The organism is Achromobacter sp. ACM04, assembly GCF_014851465.1.
In the GTDB taxonomy this organism is placed as follows: domain Bacteria; phylum Pseudomonadota; class Gammaproteobacteria; order Burkholderiales; family Burkholderiaceae_B; genus Achromobacter; species Achromobacter aegrifaciens.
In genome coordinates, this window is sequence record NZ_JACUZS010000005.1 from 602,489 (window position 1) to 622,975 (window position 20,487).

Consider the following 20,487-nt stretch of genomic DNA (forward strand, 5'->3'; position numbering starts at 1 on the left):
CAGGCGGCTTATTCCGCGTAGCGCAGGCCTGCGCGCACGACGTTGCGCAGTGAACCTATGCCGTCCACCCAACACTCCACGACGTCGCCATCACGCAGGAACAAGGGAGGCTGGCGGGCCGCTCCTATCCCTTCAGGCGTGCCGGTGAGGATGACGTCGCCGGGCAGCAAGGTCAGTCCCTGCGACAGCTCCGCGATCACGCGCGCCACGCTGAAGATCTGATTGCGGGTATGGCCAGCCTGCATGCGCACACCATTGACCCCGCAGCTCAGGGCGAGATTCTGCGGATCGTCGATCTCATCGGCGGTGACCAGGACCGGCCCCATCGGGCAGGTCGCGTCCAGGCTCTTGCCCTTGAACCATTGCGCGCCGTGCGCACGCTGCAGATCGCGTGCACTGAGGTCATTGGCCACCGTGTAGCCGAACACATGTTCCAGGGCATCCTCCTCAGCGATATCGCGTCCTTCCTTGCCGATCACCACGGCCAGCTCGACCTCCCAATCCAGCTTGGACGTATAGGCTTCATGCAACGGCACGCTGTCTTGCGGTCCGGCGACGGTAGTCGGCAGCTTGCTGAAGAAAGTGGGGCGTTCAGGCAGCTCGACCTCTTGGCCTTCGCGCTTGCCTTTGCTTTCGTCGTAGTGTTTCAGGTAATTCCAGCCGACGCAGAACACATTGCGTTGCGGGACGATGGGTGCGAGCAGGCGTACCGAATCCAGTGCCACAGCCGCGCCGCTGGCGTGCGCGACCTGGCTCAACAGCGTCTGTACGTCGGCCACGCCCTGAAAGGGCGTGATAGCTTGGCCGTCCAGCCGGCCCAATACCGGGCCGGATTCGCTGGCATAGCGAACGATTTTCATGGTGTCAGTCCGCAAGACGGGCCTGGCCCTGGATTTCCACCAGGATCTCAGGCTTGGCCAGGGCGGATACCTGCACCAGCGCGCAGGCGGGGAAATCGCCGCTGAAGAATTCGCGACGCGCCTTCCACACTTGCTGGTTGTCGGCCATGTTGGTCAGGAAGATCGTCAGCGTGACCATGTCGTCGATCTGGCCGCCCGCCGCTTCCAGGAGATGCTTCATCTTCGCAAAGATGACCTGGGCTTGTTCGTAGGCATTCGCGCCCTGGATGGTGCTCCCGTCGTTGGCGCGGGCGGTCAGTCCCGACAGGTAGACCGAGTCTTTCACGCGCAGGCAGTTGGACCACAGGCCGGGCTCGGCTTCGGCGACGTGGGGGCTGGTAATGCGGACTTTCTGGACCATGGGATTTCCTGTTCGAAGTTGGGTTGGAATTGCCGGTTAAAAATAACAGTGATATTTCACAGTTATATCAATGCTAGGCTGGCATGCCGGCGTCAGTCAAGGCCGTGCCGGCCTCGCAGGCATACGCATTTACCCTGGGAACGAGCGAATTTCACTGACCAATCGCGCTGCCAAGCCTGTGGATAAGTCTTGGGATAAGCCTGGTGGCAAGCCAGGGAAAAGCGGTGGATTGTCGGGGGATATCCCGGTGGATAGGCGGTGAATAGCAGGTGGACAGCCTGTGTACAACCTTGCCCGGCCATGAAAAAAGGCGCGGTCCGTACGGAGCCCGCGCCTTTTAAATCAAAGACTTGCGTGGATCAGGACTTCGGCAGAAAAGCCTGAACCAGTTTTACCCAATATGTTGCGCCTACCGGCAGCAAGGCGTCGTTGAAGTCGTAATTCGGGTTGTGCAACTGGCACGGACCCATGCCGTGATAGGTCTCCATGCGATGGTCGCCGTCGCCGTTGCCGAGGAACAGGTAGGTCCCAGGCACCGCTTCCAGGAAGAAGGAAAAGTCCTCCGCCCCCATGAAGGGCGGCATCTCGCGCTGCACGTTTTCAGCGCCGAACGCGTCTTCGGCGACTTGGGCGGCAAAGGCGGTTTCCTTTTCCCAATTCACCAGCGGGGGATATGCGCGCACGAAATCCAGTTCGCCCGTCCCGCCGTAGACCTGCGGCAAGGTGGTCGCGATGCGGCGCATGTCCGCCTCGATCTTGTCCAGGGTCTCCACCGAATAGGTACGCACGGTGCCGCGCAGCACGGCTTCGCCGGGAATCACGTTGTAGGCGTCGCCCGCGTGGATCTGCGTGATCGAAAGCACGGCCTGCTCCAGCGGATTCTTGCTGCGCGAGATCACCGTCTGCAGGGCATGCACCATGTCGGCCGCGACAATGATGGGGTCCACCGATGCATGCGGCTGCGCCGCGTGGCCGCCCACGCCCTTGATGACGATGTCCCAGCGGTTGCTGGAGGCCATGGTCGGGCCCGCCCGAAAACCGAACTGGTTGACCGGCATGCCGGGCATGTTGTGAATGCCGAACACCGCGTCGCAAGGGAATTTGTCGAACAGGCCGTCCTGCATCATGGCGCGCGCGCCGGCGTTGCCGCCTTCCTCGGCCGGCTGGAAGATGAACACCACCGTGCCATCGAAATCGCGGTGTGTGGACAAGTATTGCGCCGCCCCCAGCAGCATGGTCGTGTGTCCGTCGTGGCCGCAGCCGTGCATGCGTCCGCTGATGGTGGACTTGTGCGCAAAGCGGTTGTGCTCGGGCATGGGCAGCGCGTCCATGTCGGCGCGCAAACCTATGGTTTTCTTGCCGTTGCCGCCGCGCAAAATACCCACCACGCCGGTTTTCCCCAGCCCCGTGTGGACTTCCAGGCCCCAGCCGCGCAAACGCTCCGCGACCAGCGCGGACGTGCGCGTTTCCTGGAAAGCAAGTTCCGGATGGGCGTGGATATCCCGCCGCAGCGCGGTGAGGTCGCCGTGGGCGCGTTCGATTTCGTCTATGGTTTTCATGGCTGTGGATAAGGCGTAAGAGTTGAATTCACGTATCGTTCAGATGGCAGGCGCTGAACTGACCCGGGGCGACTTCACGCAGCAACGGCCGTTCTGCCTTGCAGCGCGGCATCGCATGCGGGCAACGCGGGTGGAAGGCGCAGCCCGTCGGCGGGTCCAGCGGCGACGGCAGTTCGCCCTTGATGGGCTGGTAGGTGCGCCGCCCCGGCTGCAGCGTCGGCAGTTCCTTCAGCAAGGCCTGCGTGTACGGATGGTTGGCCCGCTGAAAGACCGTGTCGGTAGGCGCCAGCTCCACCACGCGGCCCAGATACATGATGGCCACGCGGTCCGAGATGTGGCTGACTACGCTGAGGTTGTGGCTGATGAAAAGATAGGTCAGGTCCAAGTCCGCACGCAACCGTTCGAACAGATTAAGCACCTGGGCCTGGATCGACACGTCCAGCGCGGCGACCGCCTCGTCGCAAACTATGACCGAAGGCTTGAGCGCGAGCGCCCGCGCAATTCCTACGCGCTGCCTCTGGCCGCCAGAGAATTGATGGGGATAACGCTGTGCAAAAGCCGGATCCAGCCCCACCTGGCGCATCAGCCCGGCGACGTACTCGGCTTTGTCGCGCGCGCGGACCAGGCCGTGCGCCACGGGCGCCTCGCCGATGATCTCGCGCACGCGCATACGCGGGTTCAGCGAGGCATAGGGATCCTGGAAGATCATCTGCACGCCCAGCTCATAGGCACGCCGTTCCGGGCCCGCCATGGCCTTCACGGCGCGGCCCTTGTAGCTGACTTCGCCCGCCGTCGGCGGCAGGATGCCTGACACGATACGGCCCAGCGTGGATTTTCCACAGCCGGATTCGCCCACGATGCCTATCACTTCGCCCGGCCGCACATCCAGGTCCACACCCGCCACTGCATGCACGACCTGCGTCTTCAAACCGGCGCCCAGCAGGTTGGCGATTCGGCCGGCCAGGTCCACGGGCTGCACGAAGCGCAGCTCGACCTCGCGCAACGACAGGATAGGGACCGCGGGATCTCGTTCTGCGGCGTTCATTTGGTATCTGGCCCTCCGGCATGCCAGCAACGCACCCATTGCGCCGGGCGCACCTCCACGGGCTGCGGTTCGACCAGACAGGCGTCGGTGGCGCGCGGGCAGCGCCCACGGAACGCACAGCCTTGCGGCAGGTTGAGCAGCGACGGCGTCATGCCGGGAATCGGAACCAGCGGCCTGCCACGGGATTCGGGCGTGGGTATGGAAGCGATCAGGCCATGCGTGTAGGGATGCATGGGATGGCTGATGACCGCCTGCGTGGTGCCGGTTTCGACTACGCGCCCCGCATACATGACCGACACGCGGTCCGCCAGGCCCGCGACCACGGCAAGGTCGTGCGTGATCCAGATCAGCGCGGTGCCGGTTTCGCGGCACAGCTTCTGCACTTCGAACAGGATCTGTCCTTGTATGGTCACATCCAGCGCCGTGGTGGGCTCGTCGGCGATGATCAGGCGCGGCGAATTCAAGAGCGCAGTCGCGATCGCCACGCGCTGCCGCATGCCGCCTGATAATTGGTGCGGATAGGTGCGCAGGCGCTCCTCGGGCGAAGGGATGCCCACCATGGCGAGTGTCTGCAAGGCGCGCTGGCGGGCTTGCTCGCGCGATACCTTGCTGTGCGCCTGCACCGCCTCGATCATCTGCGTATCGACGCGCAGTACCGGGTTCAGGGTCATCATGGGATCCTGGAAGATCATGGCGATCTCCTGGCCCCTGAGCTCGCGCCAGCGCGCGGGTGTCGCGTTGCGCAAGTCCTCGCCGTTCAAGCGCAAGGTGCCGTCGACGATGCGGCCCGGCTCATCCAGCAGTCCCATCAGCGAAAAGCCGGTGATGCTCTTGCCCGACCCCGATTCGCCCACCAGTCCCAGGATCTCGCCTTCGGCCAGCGTCAGGTCCACACCATCCACCGCCTTCACCACGCCATTGCGCGTGTAGAAGTGCGTCTTCAGGCCATGCACCTCGAGTATGGGCGTCGCCGGGGACTTTTCCACAGGTGTCTGCATGGCGCCCACCCTCAATTCGCGTGGCGCGGGTTGAGCACATCGCGCAGGTGGTCGCCCACCAGATTGATGGCGATGATGGCCAGCGCCAGCGCAATGCCGGGGAAGAACGAAATCCAGTACTGACCGGACAGCAGATATTCGAAGCCGTTGTAGATCAGCATGCCCAGCGACGGCTCCGTCACCGGCACGCCCACGCCCAGAAACGACAGCGTGGCCTCCAGCGCAATCGCATGCGCCAGGTCGATGGTGGCGATCACGATCAGCGGCGGCATACAGTTGGGCAGCACGTGACGAAACAGCACGCGCCCCCACGACAGCGACATGCAGCGCGCCGCTTCCACGTATTCCTTGCCGCGCTCGACCAGCGCCGCGCCGCGCGCGGCGCGCGCGAAATACGCCCACTGCACCACGATCAGCGCGATGATCACCTTATCCACACCCTTGCCCAGAATCGCCAGCAACATCAGCGCAACCAGGATGGCGGGGAACGACAACTGGATATCCACAACCCGCATCAGCAAGGCGTCGATGCGGCCGCCGAAATAGGCTGCGATCAGGCCCACCGTGGCGCCGATGCCGAAGGCCGCCAGTACCGAAACGCTGGCCACCAACAGGCTGGTGCGCATGCCGTAAAGGATGGCCGAGAACAGGTCGCGCGCCAGGCCGTCTGTGCCCAACCAATAACGCATGCTGCCGTCGCCGCTTTCGCTGCCCGGCTTGAGCTTGGAATCCATGATGTCCAGCGTCGCCAGATCATAGGGATTCTGCGGCGCGATCCAGGGCGCAAGCAGCGCGGCGCCCACGATCACGACCAGCATGATCAAACCCAGCGTGGCCAGCTTGCTGGCGAAGAAGTCCGACAGGAATCGGCGCCAGGGCGTCTGCTCCTTGGCCTGAACCGGGGGCGCGGCGGCGGTGGCGGGTGTGTTCATCGGCGGCTATCCAAGCGTACGCGGGGGTCCAGCACCGTGTAGATGATGTCCACCACCAGATTCAGCATGACCAGGAAGAACACGATCAAGAGCAGATACGCCACCACCACCGGACGGTCCAGGTTGATGATGGAATCGATCAGCAGCTTGCCCATGCCCGGCCAGGAAAACACGGTTTCCGTCACGACGGCGAAGGCCATCACCTGGCCGAACTCCAGGCCCGCCACCGTCACCACGGGAATCAGGATGTTCTTGAGCAGATGCACGCCCAGTACGCGCTTTTCAGACAGGCCCTTGGCGCGCGCGAACTTGATGTAGTCCATGGGCAGGGCTTCGCGCGTGGCGGCACGCGTCACGCGGATGATCATTGCGCATTTGGCGAAGGCGATCGTGGCCGCAGGCAGCGCCAGGCTCAGCCAGCCGTCGAAAGTCAGCACGCTCAACTGCAGCGATCCGATGCTGACGGTCTGGCCGCGCCCACCCGCCGGCACCCAGCCGAGTATCACGGCGAACACCATGATGAGCATCAGGCCAACCCAGAAGTTAGGCAGCGAGAAACCGAGCACCGAGCCCGTCATGATCGCGCGCGAGCCCACTGCCTTGGGCTTGAGGCCGGCCAGGATGCCCAACGGCACGCCGATCAGCACCGACAGCAGCATGGCCACACAGGCCAGTTCCACCGTGGCCGGCATGCGCTCCAGGATCAGCCTCATGGCCGGTTCGCCCGTCAGGAAGCTGTTGCCGAAATCACCGCGCACCGCCTGGCCCATGAAGATCAGGTACTGCCGCCACAGCGGCAGATCCAGGCCCAGCGATGCGCGCACCGCCGCGCGTTGCGCTTCGGTCGCTTCCGGGCTGGCCAGCATCGAGACCGGGTCGCCCACCATGTAGATGCCGGCAAAGACCAGCGCCGACATGACGAGCATGACGACGACGGTCTGCAGCAGCCTTCTTACGATCGTTGCAAGCACTAGCGCCTTACTTCTTCAGCGTTGCAAACTGTGCGAGCGTGACTTGGTCTGGGCGGCCTTGATAGCGGATGTCGCTCTTCATTGCCCATACCGACAACTCGAAATGCACAGGGAGCATGGCGTAGTCATCCATGGCGATGTTGCTGGCCTTGGACAAGAGGTCCGCACGCTTGGCATCGTCCATGGTCGACGAGGCTTCCTTCACCAGCGCGTCCATCTTGGGATTGGAGTAGCGGCTGCGGTTGGTGGTGCCCAAACCTGCTTCGGGATTGCGCGTCACCAGCAGCGAGGTCAGCGCGTTGGACATTTCGCCGCTGGTCACGGACCAGCCCGCCAAATAGGCCGAGAACGCATAGCTGTCGCGGTTCTTGAAGAACACCGGGGGCGCCATCGCATCCACGCTGGTCTTCACGCCGATGCGGGTCCACATCGACGCGATCGCCTGCGCCACCTTCGAATCGTTGACATAGCGGCCCGACGGCGAGCCCAGCGTGATGGAAAAGCCGTTGGGATAACCAGCTTCCTTCAACAAGGCCTTGGCCTTTTCCACGTCGGCCTTGGGAGCCTTCGAATGCTCCTTGCTGGAACCGAACATGGGGTAGGGCAACAGATTTCCCGCGGGCAACGCCACCCCGCCCATCACGCGCTCGACCAGCGCATCGCGGTTGATGGCGAGCGACAGCGCTTCGCGCACGCGCTTGTCCTTCATGGGGTTCTTTTCGGTGCCTTGCACGCCCGGCGAGGGCTCGGCGAACTGGTCCAGCGCCACGTAGACGACACGCACCGACGGCGTTTCCTCTACATAGAGTTTCTTGTCGCCCTTGAGCTTGGGCAGGTCATCGGTTGGGGGATCCTCGATCATGTCGACGTCGCCGGCAAGCAGCGCGGCCACGCGCGCGGCCGCGTTGCTGATGGGACGGTAGACCACGCGATCCCATTCGGGCTTCTTGCCCCAATACTTGTCGTTGCGCGCCAGCACGAATTCGGCGCCGCGCTTCCAGGACACGAACTTGTAGGGACCGGTGCCTATCAGGCCGTCGCCGCTATTGAGTTCCGTCGTCGTCTTGCCCTCGGCCGCGGGGCCCGACGCCGCTTTCTTGGACATGATGGGCAACTGCGCCAGGTTGACCAGCAGGTTCGGCGCCACGTCCTTGGTGGTGATGCGCACGGTGCTGGGATCGACCGCTTCGGTCTTCTCGACCGAACCCAGATACAGCGTGAACGGCGAGGGACTGTTGGGCACCTTGGGGACGCGCGCATACGTAAAGACCACGTCTTCCGCGGTGAACGGCGTGCCGTCGGAGAACTTCACGTTAGGGCGCAGCTTGAAAGTCCACACCTTGCCGTCCACGGTCCAGGACTCGGCCAGCGCGGGCTGCGGCTTGAGCTGCGCGTCGGTGGCAACCAGGGTATCGAATATGGTCTGGGAGATCTGCGTATTGGGCGTGAGCGCGTGATACTGCGGATCCATCGACGAAGGTTCGGTCTTCAAGGCGATCACCAGATCGCGGGCCATAGCCGAACTGAAGGTGCCGAAGGCCAATATCACCGCGGCTGAGCCGCAGGCCAAGACACGCGAAAACCGAGATGCCATTGTGATCTCCCTGGATTGTTTCGGGTTTTGAACCTCCGGGCCACATTAACCAGCAAACAAGGGACGGCGCAACAGTTATATTCCCTTATTGTTCTCGCCTTGCCTTGCCCGAAATATGTCCGCCTACGCCCCCATCGCCGCCATCGCAACCGCCCCCGGAAGAGGCGGTATCGGCGTCGTCCGCATCTCCGGCACGGACCTGTCCGAACTCGTGCGGCGCCTGTTCCAGCGCGAACTCACGCCGCGACATGCGCACTACCTGCCGTTCAAATCCGGCACGGGCGAATTGCTGGACGAAGGCATCGCCATCTATTTCCGCGCGCCGCATTCCTATACCGGCGAAGACGTGCTGGAACTGCAAGGGCATGGCGGCCCCGCCGTGCTGCGCCGCGTGCTGGAAAGCTGTCTGGCCGCCGGCCGCGATCTTGGCATCCGGCTGGCCGAGCCGGGCGAATTCACGCGCCGCGCCTTCCTCAACGACCGCATGGACCTGGCTCAGGCCGAAGCCGTAGCCGATTTGATCGAGGCCTCGTCGGTAGCGGCCGCGCGCGGCGCCATGGCGTCGCTCTCGGGCGATTTTTCCGCGCGCGTGAACGACCTGTCGGACCGCATCATCCATTTGCGCATGCTGGTCGAAGCGACGCTGGATTTCCCCGAAGAGGAAATCGACTTCCTCGAGAAGTATCAAGCCCGCCCGACCCTGGAAGCGCTGACCGCGGACCTCGCCAAACTGATCGCGCAAGCGCGCCAGGGCGTGATTCTGCGCGAAGGCCTGCACGTGGTGCTGGCCGGCCAGCCCAACGTCGGCAAGTCCAGCCTGCTCAATGCGCTGGCCGGCGACGACATCGCCATCGTCACCCCGATCGCGGGCACCACCCGCGACAAGGTAGTGCAGGAGATCCACATCGACGGCGTGCCGCTGCATATCGTCGACACCGCCGGCCTCAGGGAAACCGAGGACACGGTGGAAAGCATAGGCATTGCGCGCACCTGGCAGGAAATCGAGCGCGCCGACGTCATCCTGCATCTGCAGGATGCCACCCAGCCCGGCGACGAGCTGGACGCCCAGATCACCGCGCGCCTGCCGCCGCGCACGCCTGTGCTGAAGGTCTTCAACAAGGTGGATCTGTTGTCCACGCCTTTTGCCGCCGGTCCTCAGGAACTTGGAATCTCGGCCAAGCGCGGTGCGGGCCTGGACGAACTGCGTGCAGAGTTGCTGCGCATCGCAGGCTGGAATCCCGGCGGCGAATCCCCGTGGCTCGCGCGGGAGCGCCACCTGCATGCCTTGCAAGATGCGGCGGAACATCTGGAGTTGGCCGGCGCGCATGCGGAACAGGACGACCGCGTACTGGACTTGTTTGCGGAAGAACTGCGGCTGGCACATGACAGCCTGTCCAGCATCACAGGCAAGTTCACCAGCGACGATCTGCTGGGCGAGATCTTCTCGAGCTTTTGTATCGGGAAATAAGCCTGCGCGGCGGCATGTTGCAGCGCTGCAGCTCAGGGCTTGCGCGCCGCTTCCACCAGGCATTCCGACAAGCGGTCGAAATGCGACAACGCCGCCTGGCTGAGTTCGACCTGCTTGCGGCGCGCGTCCTCGGTATCGACGAGCAGCACCCAGCCTTTCTCGCGCATCGATTTCAAGCGCGCGTGCAAGGTCGCGGGTGACCCTATGCTATCCACCGCCATCACATCGCGCACCGATAAGCGGCGTTGTTCCTGCGACGCGCGCGCGATCAGCGTGAGTATGCGTTCTTCCAGGGGATCGAGCGACGGCAGCGCGGGCAGGCCGCGCAGCGCATCGGTCAGGCGCAGAAAACGCATGTAGATGTCGGCGGGTCTCTTTTTTTCTTTCATGGATAATGGACGCGGCGACTGACAAGCGGCGGAATTCGAGGTATGGGGAACATTCTAGATCAGGGTAAGTGGGCTCTGGTGACGATGGCGCTGTTCCTGGGCAGTCTGGCGGTCAATGAATGGGTGTTCACCAATCTTGAGTTTGTGCGGGGCATCAATTGGATCTATCTGCCGGCGGGCGTGCGCCTGATATGCACCTTGCTGTTTGGCCTGCCTGCGGCGCTCGGGCTGCTGGCCGGATCGTGGATCGCCTGCTTCTGCTACTACTTTCCTGACGACATGCTCCGCTCCGTGGCGGGGGGCATCATGGCCGCTGCCGCTCCCTACCTGGCCTATCGCTGGGCCCGTTCGGCACTGCGATTGCAGCCCGACCTGGCCAACCTTACGGCCTGGCGTCTGCTGATCTGCGCCGTAGTCTATGCGGTAGTGAATACGACCATTCACCATCTCTGGTTCTTTCTCCAGGGAGAGAGAGCCGCGCTCGCCGACGGCTTCATCGCGATGCTGACCGGAGACATTACGGGATCCTTGTTCGTGTTGTATGCGCTCAAGGTAATCAGCGCCTTGGGACGCGCGGTCCTGCGCCGGCGCGCTGCCTGACTGCCTGAAGGAACCTGCCTCGGGCTTAGCCCGTCACTGCGGCCGGGTCATCTTCGGACTCGCTGTCTTCCTGTATCGGCGCAAGCGCCGAGGCTGCTTCGGCCTTGCCCAATGCCCGTTCGGCACGCTCAGCCAGCAAGCGCATTTCCCGCGCTCTTTTTCCATGCAGCACCCGGCCGAATGTATTGAGGTTGAGCGCCATGGTTCTCAACTCCGACAACTCACTCTCCGACAAGGCGATGCCGCTATCCCTGTGCTGCTCGACCCGGTCCAGCACGCCTGAACAAGCCTCGAAGAACTTTGCATAGTCGTTCCACAGGTTGTCGGACACGCTGTTCCCCGGGAAAGACGTATTAGGTGCCATCGACACTCCTTTGCGGAATCACTCTGCGACTTTCTGCGGTGATCGCACATCATCTTCGGGGTATACAAGCGAACTATTAGTTATAAATTTTATAACTAATTATAAAAATAATCCTGCGACGGTCCGGACGTCCTATATTTCCGGGAAATCCGCCCACGCCGGGCAGCGCTTCATCCGGACCTCGCATGCACCCTGACATACGCCTCGCCAGCCTCGACGATCTGCCTGACATCGAACGAATCGTCGCGCAAGCCTATGGCCACTATGTTGCGCGCATCGGCGCGACGCCCGGACCGATGCTTGATGATTACCGTGCCCGCGTCACGCAGGGCGTGGTCCATGTGCTGCGGGTGCGCGATACCGTGCAAGCTGTGCTGGTCCTGATTCCGGAAGCCGATTGCCTGCTGCTGGACAACATCGCGGTGGATCCGAAAGCGCAAGGAAAGGGCTATGGCCGCGACCTGATGCAGTTCGCGGAAACCGCGGCGCGCCAGGCCGGCTATGCCAGCATCCGGTTGTACACGCAGGAGAAAATGACCGAGAACATCGCGATCTACACGCGATACGGTTATGTGGAAACCCATCGCGCCGAGGAAATCGGTCTGAAGCGAGTTTTCATGAAAAAGCCCCTTATTTAAGGGTTATTTTCCCTATTTCACTAATGCGAGTATTAACTCGTATTAGTGAAATACCGTCATTCCTCACGTTCCTTGACAACGACGCGCTGCGCGCGCCGATTGCTGGCCAACGATTTCGCATAGACCGAATCCGGCCTTATCCGATGCGCAATCACGTAGCCTGTGATGCAGGCCAGCATGAGCGGCAGCATGACTTCGTAGCTGAGTGTCATCTCGAAAATCATCAGGATGGACATCAATGGCGCATAGGTGGTGGCGGCCAGCAACGCCCCCATGCCCACCACCGCATAGCTCGATACCGCCGACAGATCCCCAGCGGGGAACAGAGCTTGCAGGCCGGTCCCGTACAAGGCGCCCAGCGCCGCCCCCACGAATAACGTCGGCGTGAAAACGCCGCCTACCGCGCCCGATCCCACGCTGGCGGCGGTGGCCAGCGTTTTCAACAGCAGAATGGCGGCCACCGCCTGCCAGGCCCACTGCGTATGCAACATGCTGTTGACCACGCTGTAGCCATTGCCCCAGACCTCTGGATTCACGACTGACAAGGCGCCGACAATCAGGCCGCCCAAGGCCATGCGCACCCACAACGGCGCGGGTACGCGGCCGAACGCGGCGCGTGCAGTGTCCAGGAAGCGCAGGAACTGCGGCGCCGCCAGGCCGGCGATCACTCCCAATCCCAGATAGTTGATGACTTCCCACCCGGACACGAAAGTGAAGGGCGGCATATGAAAAACCGCGTCGTAATGCAGTATCTGGCGCGTCACAATGTTCGCCACGACCGACGATACGACCAGCGGCACCAGCGTGGCTGAAGCTATCGCGCCATAAACGATCTCGGAAATGAACAGGGCTCCGGCGATGGGCGCGTTGTAGGCGGAAGTAATCCCCGCCGTGGCGCCACAGGCGACCAGCAGACGCAGATGCCTGGGAGGCAGCACCAGATAGCGGCCGGTCAGGGATGACAACATCGCTGCCAACTGCACCATGGGACCTTCCCGGCCAATCGAGGCGCCGGAGCCGATGGAGAAAATCGACGACAGGCTGCGCGCGACGGTCTGGCGAAAGCCGATAACCCCGCGGCCGATGGAAATCGCCTCCATGTAGTCCGCCGCGCCGCGCTTGGGCAACCACCTGGCCGCCATTTGCAGGACCGCGCCCGCGATGGCGCCGCCTATGGCCGGCATCAGGAAGCGTTGCCAGGGACTCAGCCCGCGCGCCAAAGACACCATGCCGTGGGGAGTGTCCTCGCCGCCCAGCAGGATTTGTGTCCAGGCCAGCATTTCGCGAAAGACCACGGTGGCCAGCGCCCCCAAGAGGCCCATCAGCGCCGCCGCGCAAAGCGTGGCCGGCAAATTGTCCGCCAACAAACGGCTTCTCAGCCAGATTGCCCAACCTGATTTCTTGATTCTGATTTCTGTCGCCATGGCGGAATTCTACGGCGGAACCTGCTCACTTTTTGTTCAGTTCCCAGTCAAGAATGGCTGCGCGCCTCCCCTCGAATGCCCCTTTCCGCGAACGCCATGGAGGGCCTCTAAACGCCCCTGGGAGGGCAAAAAAGCAGGGTGGCAACCGGACGTTTTTCGGGGTAAAAGGGCCGTTTTTGGAACCCGTCCGGCAGAAACGCCCTGTGGATAACTCCTAAGTAGACGCCTTGTGCACATTTTGTGGAGGCAAGTTGAACAAGCAGGGGTTTCGGACAGGGTCCAAAATCTTGTCCAACTTCAGCTTTTTTCCCACACAGAGTTCTTGCACAGCCAAAAACGGTCGCAAGCTGATGAAAAAAAAGAGATTTTCAAGGTTAAGGTAGTTATCCACAGGCCTTATTAATCATTAGTCTTTATATAAAGAGAAATAAAGGAAAAGCCAAACATGCTCTCCCATTCCGCCCAGCCATCCCCCCCCGGACTCCGTCCATGCGCATCCTTCTGATAGAAGACGAAGCCGAACTTGCACGCTGGCTTTCAAGAAGCCTGGCCAGGCACGCTGGTTTCGTCGTTGAATGGGCTGATGACGGGCTGGTAGCCGAAAGAAGGCTGGCGATGGAAGAATTCGATGCCGTCATCCTCGATCTGGGACTGCCGGGCATGGATGGCCATGCTTTGCTCGCGAAGATTCGCGCGCGGGACGACCGTACGCCGGTGCTGGTCTTGACCGCGCGCGATTCGCTGGCCGAAAAAATCGGGACGCTCCACCAGGGAGCGGACGATTTCCTGCCGAAACCGTTTGTTGTGGAAGAGTTGGAAGCGCGGCTGATCGCGCTCATCCGTCGCAGCCGCGGGAGAGAGCACCCGCGGCTCACGCTGGGAAACCTGGCCTTCGAAACTTCCGCTCAAAAATTCACGGTCAACGGGCAGCCCTTGCAGTTATCCCCACGTGAACATTCGGTTCTGCGGGTACTGATTCAAAAAAGCGGCGAACCCATCAACAAGCAGCAGATCCTGGATCGCATCCTGACGGACGATGCAGACATCAACCTGGAAGCCATCGAGGTCCTGGTGCACCGTTTGCGCAAAAAATTGGCGGATACCGGTGTGCAGATCGTGACGATGCGAGGCATGGGCTACTGCCTGGAGAACCTTGTTGACAACTAGAAGCGCGGAAAAAAAGGGGTTTTTCGCTGCAAAAAAACGTAATCGCACCCTGAAAAGCCAGCTCCTCTGGTGGCTGATCCCCACCCTGGTCTTCGTGATGATGGGCGCCTTGTGGCTGTCGAACCACCAGCTGCGCAACCAGGTCGACATTGCCTACGACCGTTCGCTCTCTGGAGCGCTGCGCGCGATCGACCACAACATATCCACAGCCAGCGGTGGATTAGCCATGGAGCAGCCATACCTGATGCTGGAATTTTTCGAGCTGACGGCCAATGGCAGCGTGTTCTACCGGGTTGCCACGGAGGACGGACTGGCCGAAATCGGCAGTCCTGGCCTGCCGATGCCTGCCGAGCCGCTGGTTTCGGGGGAACCGCGGTTTTTCTATGCCGACTACCAGGGCACGCCCGTGCGCGTTGCGGCGCTGGCGCGCCCCATGGATCCTCCGCTATACGCCAACAAAGGGGGACGGGTTATCGTGCAGGTGGCCGAAGGCCTGGATACCCGGCAGGCCTTCCTGCACCAAGTGCTGGTACGCTCGGTGGAACGGGACCTGGCCGTGATCCTGATAAGCGTCCTGGTGATCGTCCTGGGCGTTTTCATGGCCCTGCGTCCCCTGGCCAGGCTGCGTCAGGAGGTGGAAGGGCGTTCTGCGGACGATTTAAGCCCCGTGAGCGCGTCGGACATGCCAGGGGAGGTCCTACCCCTAGTCGCGGCCGTAAACCTCCACATGGCCCGTTTTGCGGCTCAGGCGAGGGTCCAGAGCCAGTTCCTGGACGACGCCTCGCACCAGTTGCGCACCCCTTTGTCGGTTTTGCGGACCCAGACGGCCTATGCCTTGCGTGAAACAGACCCCCAGGAGGTCCGTACAGCCCTTCTGGCGATGCAAGAGGGGTTGGACAGGGCGGTACGCACCACCAACCAAATGCTCGCGCTGGCGCGCGCTAAAGACGCCTCGCTGGCCGAGGGCGGTTTCAGCCCCGAGCCAGTGGATCTGGTGGAGCTGGCTGATGGGGTCATCCGCAGCCTGCTGCCGACCGCCCGAGCCCGCCAGCTCGACATAGGCCTGGAAGCCGAGATCCGCCCGGTGGTGGTCCAGGGGGCGGACTGGCTGCTGAGGGAGGCGGTCAGCAACCTGGTGGACAACGCCATCCGTTACACCTCGTCTGCGGGAGAAGTGACGGTAAGGGTCCAGATCGACACTGGCCAGGCCAGGCTGGTGGTCGAGGACAGCGGCCCGGGTATGTCGGCGGAGGACATTGCCCGCGCCTGCATCCGCTTTCGCCGGGGCGCCGCCGGCAAGAACAAGCCCGGGGCCGGGTTGGGGCTTGCCATTGTCGGGACGATTGCCGAAATCCTGGGGGCGCGGCTGGTCCTGGAGAACCGGGTGCCCTTGCCGGGCCTGAGAGCGGCATTGGTGTTTACCCTGGAACGCCCGGAAGATGCTGCGCCGCACCAGAAAAACGGCGGAATTTGAAAGCTTTTGGAAAGCTTCGTTTTTGTACGGTTGCGTCCACTGGGGCCGTTATTGCGGAAAGAACCGTCTGAGCAGAGCTTCCAGCCATACCTAGACCTATAAATCTCGGAGACGCAAAAAATGCAGACTAGTCTGAAACTGCGCCTGGCCGCCGTCGCGGCGCTGGGCACGATTACCTTGTCCCTTGGCGCCGCCCACGCGGCCGACGAGCCGCGCCGCCCGGAATGCATCGCGCCCGCCCAGCCTGGCGGCGGTTTCGACCTGACCTGCCGCCTGGCCACCGAAGGCTTGAAGCAAAGCGGCGCGCTCAAGAGCGCCATGCGCATCGTCTACATGCCTGGCGGCATCGGCGCAGTGGCCTACAACAACATCGTGGCCCAGCACCCGAACGAACCGGGCACCATCGTGGCGTTCTCGGGCGGTTCGCTCTTGAACCTGGCCCAGGGCAAGTTCGGCAAGTACAACGTCAACGACGTGCGCTGGCTGGCTGCCATCGGCACCGACTACGGCGTGGCCGTGGTTCGCAACGATTCCCCGTACACCGACCTGAAGAGCCTGATGGACGCCTTCAAGCAGGATCCGACCAAGATCGTGCTGGGCGCCGGCGGCACCGTGGGTAGCCAGGACTGGATGAAGGCCGCGCTGACCGCCAAGGCGGCTGGCGTGGATTTCAAGAAGATGCGTTTCGTGGCGTTTGAAGGTGGCGGCGAAGCCGTCACGGCCCTGCGCGGCGGCCACATCCAGGCCTACATGGGCGATGCGGCAGAAGCCTTCACCATGCTCGAAGGCGGCGCACCCATCCGTGTGCTGGCCGTATTCAACGATCAGCGCCTGCCGGGCAAGCTGGGCACCGTGCCTACCGCCAAGGAGCAGGGCTATGACATCGTCTGGCCGATCATCCGCGGCTTCTATGTCGGCCCGAAGGTGTCGGACAGCGACTACCAGTTTTGGGTCGACGCCTTCAACAAGACCGCGGCCTCGCCCGAGTTCGACAAGCTGCGCCAGCAGCAGGGCCTGTTCCCCTTCAACAAGACGGGTCCCGAGCTGGACGCCTACGTGAAGAACCAGGTCAAGGTCTACGGCGAACTGGCCGATTCGTTCGGCCTCGTCAAGAAGTAAGCCGCAAGGCTCCCCCTTATCGCGTTTTTCAGGATTCCCCGCCGCCGGCATTGCCGCGGCGGCAGGGGAGCGCTGCGCCGCGCGATGCGACTACAACGGAAAAGTGATCATGAACGATCGAATATTGGGCGTGGCGGCGCTAGCGCTGGCCGCCTTCATGACCGCGGCGGGTTGGGGAATCGAAGCCCCGTTCGCCTATGAGCCTGTGGGCCCGCGCGCCTTTCCCTTGCTGCTGGCCTTGATCATTGGCCTGTGCGGCCTGTGGCTGGTCTACAAGGGCGGTCATCAGGTCGAGGCCAATCCGCCCGGCGCCAATGCGCGCATCGCGCTGATGATGGCGTTTGTGGTGGCCTATGCCTTCCTGTTCCAGTGGCTGGGTTTCGTGATTGCGACAACCCTGATGACGATATTCGTCGGCCGCCTGTTCGGGGGCGGTTGGGTCAAGTGCGCCATCGGCGGCGCCATCATGAGCATTCTGTTTTTCTTGCTGTTCGACAAGGTGCTGGACGTGGTCCTGCCTACCGGTTTGTTGGAGACCCTGATATGAGCGGCATTCTTGATCACCTGGCGATAGGCTTTGGCGTCGCCTTTTCGCTGACCAACCTGCTGGTGGCCATGATCGGTTCGTTCATCGGGACCATGGTGGGCGTGTTGCCCGGCCTGGGACCGGTCAACGGCGTGGCGATGCTGATTCCGATCGCGTTCGCGATGAACCTGCCGCCCGAGACTGCACTGATCCTGCTTGCAGCTGTGTACGTAGGTGCGGAATACGGTGGCCGCATCACTGCGATCCTGCTGAACGTGCCGGGCGAAGCCAGCGCCATCATGACGACGCTGGACGGTTATCCGCTGGCGCGTCAGGGCCTGGCCAGCGTGGCGCTGTCGCTCTCCGCCTGGTCCGCGTTCTTCGGCGCGATCGTGTCGGTGGTGGGCATCATCCTGCTTGCACCGTTGCTGGCCAAGTGGGCGTTGGCCTTCGGCCCCGCCGAATACTTCGTGCTGATGATTTTTGCGTTCTGCTGCCTGACCAGCTTGCTGGGCAAGCAGCCCGTCAAAGGCGTGCTGGCAGCGATGATCGGCCTGTCGATTTCGGTGGTGGGCGTGGACGCGAACTCCGGCGTCTATCGCTACACCTTCGAATCGGTGCATTTGGCCGATGGCATCGAGTTCGTGGTGGTGGTGATTGCGCTGTTCGCGGTCAGCGAGATGCTGGAAATGCTGGAAAAGGTGATGTCCGGTCATAGCGTCGAGGTCAAGCCCAGCGGCCGCAAACTTTTCAACTTGAAGGAAATGGCGCTCACCTGGTGGAGCGTGGTGCGCAGCTCGCTGGTGGGTTTTGGCGTGGGCGTGTTGCCTGGCGCCGGCGCCAGCGTGGCCGCGGCCGTGGCGTACTCGCAGGAAAAGCGCATCATCGAAGCCAAGGATCCGGACGCAAAGTTTGGCAAGGGCGACATGCGCGGCCTGGTCGCGCCGGAAGCCGCCGCCACGGCGTCGGCCATCGGCTCGTTCGTGCCCATGCTGACGCTGGGCGTGCCCGGTTCGGGTACCACTGCCGTGATGATGGGCGCGCTGACGCTCTACAACATCACACCGGGTCCGGTGCTGTTCGACTCCAAGCCCGAACTGGTGTGGGGCTTGATCGCCTCACTGTTCGTGGCCAACGTGCTGCTGTTCGTCATGAACGTGCCGCTGGTGCGCTTCTTCGCCAAGGTGCTGTCGGTGCCGGGATGGCTGATGGTGCCGGGCATTTTGTGCATCAGCTATATCGGCGTCTACGCCATCAACGCGGGCACCTTCGATCTGCTGCTGGTGGCGGGCATAGGCGCGCTGGGCTACTTCCTGCGCAAGTTCGGCGTGCCGATGGCGCCGTTGGTCCTGGGCGTGGTGTTGGGCAACATGATGGAGCAGAACCTGCGACGCGCCTTGTCGATGACCGATGGTGACGTCGGCGTGCTGTTCGCCAGCCCGGTGTCGATCTCGATGTGGGTGGGGGCGGTCGCGGTGGTGGTCGTGCCGCAGATCATGCGCCGCATGCGCAAAGCGAAAAAACTTGCCGCTGGTCCGGCCTGATTCCACGGTAGCGCGGCTGTTGTAAAGGGCAACAGCCGCGCTGCGGGATTTGGCCGGGAATTGCATAGGGCGCCTTATGGGCGCCCTTTTTTTGTTAGTGAATTCGTTTTTTATAGCCTCTATTTTTAATGCGAGCTTTTATTCATATTCTTCAATAAAAGCACTTGTATATAGAGTCATCGATAAAAATTGAAGTCACTATGAAGAAATCAGTGGGGGGCGTCAAACCTGCGCCAGACGTTCCAAGGCAGCATCGAGCGTCGCGTCTTTTTTCGCGAAGCAGAAGCGCACGATGCGATGGTTGGATTCCGCCGCGTCGGGCTGGCGATAGAACGCCGATACCGGTATCACCGTGACGCCATGATTCACCGTCAGGTCACGTGCGAAGTCGGCCTCGTTCTGCTTGGAAATCTGGCTATAGTCCGCCAGCAGGAAAAATGTGCCCGGGCTGGGCAGGGGGCGGAAACGGGTCTTGGCCAGTCCCTGCGCGAGGCGGTCGCGCTTGGCCTGATAGAACGCCGGCAGATCGAGGTAAGGCTTGGGATCGCGCATGAATTCGGCCAACGCGAACTGCATGGGCGAGGGCACGGTGAACACCATGAACTGATGCGCCTTGCGCAGTTCAGCGCTGAGCTGGCGCGGTGCGCAGCAGTAGCCGATCTTCCAGCCGGTGGTGTGATAAGTCTTGCCGAAGGACGAGATCACGAAGGCATGCTGTGCCAGCAACGGGCGACGCGCCACGCTGGCATGTGGCTTGCCATCGAACACGATATGTTCATAGACCTCGTCGGACACCAGCAGCACGCCAGTGTCGCGCACGATCGCCTCCAGCGCGTCCAGGTCGCTGTCATCCAACACGGCGCCGGTGGGGTTGTGCGGAAAGTTCAGCATCAAGAGACGGGTCTTGGACGTGATGGCATCGCGCACACGCTGCCAGTCAATGCGGTAGTAGGGATCGGCTTCTGTGGGCGCGCGCAGAGGCACCGGCACGGCGGTACCGCCCGCCAGGCGGATCGCCGGCAGATAGGAGTCGTAGCAAGGTTCGATGACGACGACTTCGTCGCCGCTGCCCACGGCGGCAAGCACGGTTGCCATCAGCGCTTCGGTCGCGCCGCTGGTGACGGTGATCTCGGTTTCCGGATCGTAGGCATGGCCATAGAGTTCGCGCGTCTTTGCGGCGATGGCTTCGCGCAGGGGGGCAACGCCGGGCATGTAGGGATACTGGTTGTGGCCGTCGGCCATGGCCTTGGACACGAGGGCGCACAACGCGGGATCGGGGTCGAAGTCGGGAAAGCCTTGGCCCAGGTTAATGGCTTTGTGCTCTATGGCCAGGCGGCTCATCACGGTAAAGATGGTGGTGCCAACGTCGGGAAGTTTGGATCGGATCATGGTGGACGCGAGAGTGAACGTTGCTA

At 62.5% G+C, this 20,487-nt stretch carries 20 protein-coding genes; 8 read left to right on the forward strand and 12 right to left on the reverse strand.

The features are described 5' to 3' along the window. Positions 1-8 precede the first annotated feature (8 nt). From IB259_RS28180 to IB259_RS28215, 8 genes are all read right to left on the reverse strand, one after another. Positions 9-860, reverse strand: a complete 852-nt coding sequence (locus IB259_RS28180) for a fumarylacetoacetate hydrolase family protein (protein WP_192330709.1) — start codon at positions 858-860, stop codon at positions 9-11. Between the two features lie 4 nt (positions 861-864). Beyond that, positions 865-1,260, reverse strand: coding sequence for a RidA family protein (locus IB259_RS28185; protein WP_054455807.1), 396 nt, complete (start codon positions 1,258-1,260; stop codon positions 865-867). A 359-nt stretch (positions 1,261-1,619) separates the two neighbouring features. Next, positions 1,620-2,819, reverse strand: a complete 1,200-nt coding sequence (locus tag IB259_RS28190) for a M20 aminoacylase family protein (protein WP_054455809.1) — start codon at positions 2,817-2,819, stop codon at positions 1,620-1,622. A gap of 28 nt (positions 2,820-2,847) precedes the next feature. Further along, positions 2,848-3,864, reverse strand: a complete 1,017-nt coding sequence (locus IB259_RS28195) for an ABC transporter ATP-binding protein (RefSeq protein WP_175181607.1) — start codon at positions 3,862-3,864, stop codon at positions 2,848-2,850. Further along, complete coding sequence (locus IB259_RS28200; protein ID WP_192330710.1) at positions 3,861-4,862, reverse strand: ABC transporter ATP-binding protein; 1,002 nt, start codon at positions 4,860-4,862, stop codon at positions 3,861-3,863. The genes IB259_RS28195 and IB259_RS28200 overlap by 4 nt, the downstream gene beginning before the upstream one ends. An 11-nt stretch (positions 4,863-4,873) precedes the next feature. Beyond that, complete coding sequence (locus IB259_RS28205) at positions 4,874-5,794, reverse strand: ABC transporter permease (RefSeq protein ID WP_054455815.1); 921 nt, start codon at positions 5,792-5,794, stop codon at positions 4,874-4,876. After that, positions 5,791-6,765 carry an ABC transporter permease gene (locus IB259_RS28210; protein WP_088143535.1) on the reverse strand — a complete coding sequence of 325 codons (975 nt, stop codon included), beginning with the start codon at positions 6,763-6,765 and terminating at the stop codon, positions 5,791-5,793. Before IB259_RS28210 ends, IB259_RS28205 begins: the two co-directional genes overlap by 4 nt. Before the next feature lie 7 nt (positions 6,766-6,772). After that, a complete protein-coding gene (locus tag IB259_RS28215; RefSeq protein WP_192330711.1) occupies positions 6,773-8,359 on the reverse strand; it encodes an ABC transporter substrate-binding protein in 1,587 nt (528 codons plus the stop codon). 115 nt (positions 8,360-8,474) lie between these two features. On the opposite strand from IB259_RS28215, the gene mnmE reads away from it, so the two are divergent. Beyond that, complete coding sequence (mnmE, locus tag IB259_RS28220; RefSeq protein WP_175181606.1) at positions 8,475-9,827, forward strand: tRNA uridine-5-carboxymethylaminomethyl(34) synthesis GTPase MnmE; 1,353 nt, start codon at positions 8,475-8,477, stop codon at positions 9,825-9,827. A gap of 32 nt (positions 9,828-9,859) precedes the next feature. On the opposite strand, the gene IB259_RS28225 is transcribed toward mnmE, so the two are convergent. Beyond that, positions 9,860-10,216 carry a transcriptional regulator gene (locus tag IB259_RS28225; protein WP_054455821.1) on the reverse strand — a complete coding sequence of 119 codons (357 nt, stop codon included), beginning with the start codon at positions 10,214-10,216 and terminating at the stop codon, positions 9,860-9,862. A gap of 42 nt (positions 10,217-10,258) precedes the next feature. Here IB259_RS28225 and IB259_RS28230 point away from each other — a divergent pair, with 42 nt between their 5' ends. After that, entirely contained in the window at positions 10,259-10,816 is a 558-nt protein-coding gene (locus tag IB259_RS28230) for a hypothetical protein (protein WP_192330712.1), read from the forward strand. Positions 10,817-10,841: 25 nt separating this feature from the next. Here the strand turns inward: IB259_RS28230 and IB259_RS28235 are convergent, their stop codons facing one another. Next, entirely contained in the window at positions 10,842-11,147 is a 306-nt protein-coding gene (locus tag IB259_RS28235; RefSeq protein ID WP_125470748.1) for a hypothetical protein, read from the reverse strand. 218 nt (positions 11,148-11,365) lie between these two features. On the opposite strand from IB259_RS28235, the gene IB259_RS28240 reads away from it, so the two are divergent. Then, a complete protein-coding gene (locus tag IB259_RS28240) occupies positions 11,366-11,818 on the forward strand; it encodes a GNAT family N-acetyltransferase (protein ID WP_192330714.1) in 453 nt (150 codons plus the stop codon). Positions 11,819-11,874: 56 nt separating this feature from the next. Here IB259_RS28240 and IB259_RS28245 read toward each other — a convergent pair whose 3' ends face one another. Beyond that, positions 11,875-13,242, reverse strand: coding sequence for a ClcB-like voltage-gated chloride channel protein (locus tag IB259_RS28245; RefSeq protein ID WP_125470749.1), 1,368 nt, complete (start codon positions 13,240-13,242; stop codon positions 11,875-11,877). Between the two features lie 489 nt (positions 13,243-13,731). Here IB259_RS28245 and IB259_RS28250 point away from each other — a divergent pair, with 489 nt between their 5' ends. The 5 genes from IB259_RS28250 (at position 13,732) to IB259_RS28270 (ending at position 19,072) form a co-directional block, all read left to right on the forward strand. Then, positions 13,732-14,409 carry a response regulator gene (locus tag IB259_RS28250; protein WP_054455828.1) on the forward strand — a complete coding sequence of 226 codons (678 nt, stop codon included), beginning with the start codon at positions 13,732-13,734 and terminating at the stop codon, positions 14,407-14,409. Continuing rightward, on the forward strand, positions 14,399-15,883 hold the full coding sequence (locus IB259_RS28255) for a sensor histidine kinase (protein WP_119449770.1): 1,485 nt from the start codon (positions 14,399-14,401) through the stop codon (positions 15,881-15,883). The genes IB259_RS28250 and IB259_RS28255 overlap by 11 nt, the downstream gene beginning before the upstream one ends. A 120-nt stretch (positions 15,884-16,003) precedes the next feature. Further along, positions 16,004-17,002 (forward strand): tripartite tricarboxylate transporter substrate binding protein, encoded by a 999-nt coding sequence (locus IB259_RS28260; RefSeq protein ID WP_054455831.1) that lies wholly within the window; start codon positions 16,004-16,006, stop codon positions 17,000-17,002. A 109-nt stretch (positions 17,003-17,111) separates the two neighbouring features. Next, entirely contained in the window at positions 17,112-17,549 is a 438-nt protein-coding gene (locus IB259_RS28265) for a tripartite tricarboxylate transporter TctB family protein (protein WP_119449769.1), read from the forward strand. After that, positions 17,546-19,072, forward strand: coding sequence for a tripartite tricarboxylate transporter permease (locus IB259_RS28270; RefSeq protein WP_192330716.1), 1,527 nt, complete (start codon positions 17,546-17,548; stop codon positions 19,070-19,072). The genes IB259_RS28265 and IB259_RS28270 overlap by 4 nt, the downstream gene beginning before the upstream one ends. Before the next feature lie 222 nt (positions 19,073-19,294). Here the strand turns inward: IB259_RS28270 and IB259_RS28275 are convergent, their stop codons facing one another. Beyond that, a complete protein-coding gene (locus IB259_RS28275) occupies positions 19,295-20,461 on the reverse strand; it encodes a pyridoxal phosphate-dependent aminotransferase (protein ID WP_192330718.1) in 1,167 nt (388 codons plus the stop codon). Positions 20,462-20,487: the final 26 nt, after the last annotated feature.